At 63.1% G+C, this 2,410-nt stretch carries 3 protein-coding genes and 1 pseudogene; 1 reads left to right on the top strand and 3 read right to left on the bottom strand.

From position 1 onward, the window contains the following. The 3 genes and pseudogenes from EN750_RS29560 to EN750_RS41055 form a co-directional block, all read right to left on the bottom strand. Positions 1 to 445 (bottom strand): annotated as a pseudogene (locus tag EN750_RS29560) (helix-turn-helix domain-containing protein); the annotation flags it as partial. A 200-nt stretch (positions 446 to 645) separates the two neighbouring features. Beyond that, complete coding sequence (locus tag EN750_RS39660) at positions 646 to 876, bottom strand: hypothetical protein (RefSeq protein ID WP_189526555.1); 231 nt, start codon at positions 874 to 876, stop codon at positions 646 to 648. 424 nt (positions 877 to 1,300) lie between these two features. Continuing rightward, entirely contained in the window at positions 1,301 to 1,672 is a 372-nt protein-coding gene (locus EN750_RS41055; protein ID WP_245475475.1) for a hypothetical protein, read from the bottom strand. Positions 1,673 to 1,953: 281 nt separating this feature from the next. Between EN750_RS41055 and EN750_RS41065 the strand changes: the two genes are divergently transcribed. Continuing rightward, complete coding sequence (locus EN750_RS41065; RefSeq protein ID WP_245475478.1) at positions 1,954 to 2,376, top strand: hypothetical protein; 423 nt, start codon at positions 1,954 to 1,956, stop codon at positions 2,374 to 2,376. The last annotated feature ends 34 nt before the right edge of the window (positions 2,377 to 2,410 follow it).

Consider the following 2,410-nt stretch of genomic DNA (forward strand, 5'->3'; position numbering starts at 1 on the left):
GTCCGTCTGCATCACCGCGCCCGCCGCATGCCGGTTGCGGAATGTCGCGCTCGTCCGGCGCTCGAAAGCGGCGAAGTGCTCGCAGAACCAGGTGTAGCCGTAGCCGTCGGGGTGGGCGGCGCGATACTCCTGCCACAACAGCGTCAGCGTCACCCCCTTGCGCTTCAACTCCCTGGCGATCAGCGCAAAGTTCGGTTCGCTTAGGTCTTGCGGCGGACGACCGGCACGGCCAAACAGCAGCCGCTCAAGTGTCGCGTCGCGGCGGCAAAGGCCAGCATGACAGCCCGGCCTCCCGCGCCCGTAGCAAATAGGTCGATACTGTCGTCTTGCTGATCTTCAGCCGTTCCGACACTTCACGCACCGAAAGACCCTGCTCATGGGTCAGGCGCAACATCGCTTGGATGTCCCTCACGCTCGTTCGTCTCGCTTGCTTCCGTCTCGGCATGGCCCCTCTCAACATCATCGTGAGAGGCCAAACTGCCAGAACGGCGCAGCCAAGAACCGACCGCTAAATCCGCTTCCGAAAACTGTCCGGGATTTAGCGGAATCGCTGTCCGCGAATTACTGAAATCACTGTCCGGGATTTAGCGAAAAGGGTGTCCGGGAATTACCGAAACACGCAGCTATTCTCTCTGGTGCTCGGCTTCAGCCGCTTGATTTGGCCCGCTTCGACAGGATCTGCTGCTGCTTATACGTTGCCATGCCGCTGCTTTCGAGGCGTTGAGCGGCGCTCCTCGTGACGTGCTCGACGGTCTTATGGATACGGCGGTGATCGGCGAAGGCGAAATCGGCGGCTTCATAGCTGACGAACCTTCGCCGAAGACGATGGCGAATTATGTCCTGGCCATGAACCACTCGCGCGGGGCGCGTTTCCATTCCTCGGCGGCGTGGTTGAGAACCAGTATAGCAGGTTCATTGCGGGCATTGGGACATGACCGCGTTGGGTTCGACGCCTCGTGGCGTTTGTAACCGGTATGACCCATGACGGCGCCATCCGATCCCCGCTGGAGATGAGCGATTTTCGGGGATGGTGCGACCATCCGGGACAGGAGCGCCGGGAGCACGTACGGGCAGACCGATCAATTCGATGAGCTGCGACTCGCGTTCCCTGCGACTTGCCCGGTTGCGCCCAGAGCGCGGATCCGTAGGTGTGCCGTCCGTTGGCTCCCGACTGTTTGAGGAGAGGGAGCCGATCAGATGTGTGATTGGAATGGATATCCACCGCACCTTTGCGGAGGTGGTAGTTTGGGAAGACGGCCGGCTGCGCCATCACGGAGGGGTCGACATGACCCGCTCGGGACTAAAAGGGGTTGGCCGCAGTTTGCGACGCATGGCGGTAGTGCGGGTTCTGTCGCCCTATTTCGGCCGGGTGATTGTGGCCAACCCGATGCAGGTGAAGGCGATCGCCCATGCCAGTATCAGGACCGGCAAGATCGATGCCGGCGTTCTGGCGCAGCTCCATGCCAGCGGCTTTCTGCTTGAGGTCTGGGTTCCCGATGAGCGGGCCGAGCGGCTTCGCGGTCTGGTCGCGCGGTGCAACCAGGCCGGTGCGGCATCGGACGCGCGTGAAGAACGAGATGCATCTTGCAGGCGCACCTCGTGCCAAAGTGCCGCTCGCGCCTGGCTCGAGCGGCAGGTGCTTCCTGACAACGAGCGGGGCCGCGATCGTCACACATCCGCGAGATCGATCGCCTGGCCGAAGATCTGGCTGACCTCGATCGCGACATCGCCTGGGAAGCGGTTGATGATGTGCAAGCCGGCGGCTTCAGACGACGACCGGCTCAATGCGATCTCGCGAGCGGTATCATCGCCGCCGTGGGCGACATCGGCGGTTCCGGCAACCGCAGAGGCTGGTGAGCTACTTCGGCCTCAATCCGCGCGTGCGCCAATCCGGTCTTGGCTTTGGCGCAATATGGGCGGATCAGCAAGCATGGGCGTTCCCATGCCCGCGCCATGCTGGTCGAGGCGCCCGGTCTGCGGCGAAGCGCCTGGTCTGCGGCGAAGGCGCCCGGACCGCTCAGAGCCTTCTTTCTGCGCATCCGCAACAAGCGTGGCCATCAGGTCGCAGCCGTGGCGGTCGCCCGCAAGCTCACGATGTTGATGAGGCATCTGCTGACGAAAGAGCAGGACTACTTCTGGGCTCGCGCGGCGCTGGTGGCAGCAAAGCAGAGGCAGCTCGCTCTCAAGGCTGGCGCGCCGGGCGACCGCGGTCTCGGTCGTCGCGGTTCGGCTCACGCCTACAACGTGAAGAGTTTGCGAAACAGCGATAAAGCCGTGGCCGAGAATGCCGAGCGTGCCTACGAGCTATGCTTCGGCGTTGGGCGGCCACGCGGGCCGAAGCGCGCACGGACAGACACGCGAGCCTGGAAATTTTGAGCTCAGGTTCTGGTTCTCGCGTCCACGCCAATCC

Origin of the sequence: Mesorhizobium sp. M7A.F.Ca.ET.027.03.2.1 (assembly GCF_003999175.1) — a bacterium.
Classification (GTDB): Bacteria; Pseudomonadota; Alphaproteobacteria; order Rhizobiales; family Rhizobiaceae; genus Mesorhizobium.

Coding starts and splice junctions, on each gene's coding strand:
- EN750_RS39660 (WP_189526555.1), bottom strand. CDS start 876: ATGGAAACGCGCCCCGCGCGAGTGGTTCATGGCCAGGACATAATTCGC.
- EN750_RS41065 (WP_245475478.1), top strand. CDS start 1,954: ATGCTGGTCGAGGCGCCCGGTCTGCGGCGAAGCGCCTGGTCTGCGGCG.